Source organism: Myxococcus sp. AB025B (assembly GCF_006518215.1).
GTDB lineage: Bacteria > Myxococcota > Myxococcia > Myxococcales > Myxococcaceae > Myxococcus > Myxococcus fulvus.
Map to the genome: position 1 here is coordinate 1 of NZ_SRLW01000769.1, position 291 is coordinate 291.

Annotated in this window: 1 protein-coding gene; it reads right to left on the bottom strand. The window is 66.0% G+C overall.

Going from position 1 to position 291, the window contains the following annotated elements:
• Positions 1–105: 105 nt before the first annotated feature.
• A partial coding sequence (locus FL311_RS45870; protein ID WP_228557506.1) for a hypothetical protein occupies positions 106–291 on the bottom strand: 186 nt, incomplete at its 5' end.

The following is a 291-nucleotide window of genomic DNA, read 5'->3' on the forward strand; positions in this document are numbered from 1 at the left end:
TGCTCGACACCGACTCCGCCGCTCTTTAGGCTACTCCCATCACCGGGCGCGCGCGCTGACGCTCGCGCTCGGTGATGCCCATCAACCAGGTGGATCGCTCGTCCATCAACCAGCCCGCCTCGCAACAACCAGCAGCGCCGCTGCCCCCGCCAGCACCTTCTTTTTGTCAAGGCTCGGCCAATCAGGTCGCTGTTGGGTTCGGCCAATCAGGTCCGGACGTGAAGCGCCCAGGAAGCGCGACAGTGTGGACCGCGCGAGTTCGGCAAAACCGGTCCGGCAGGGGCTCTGCCA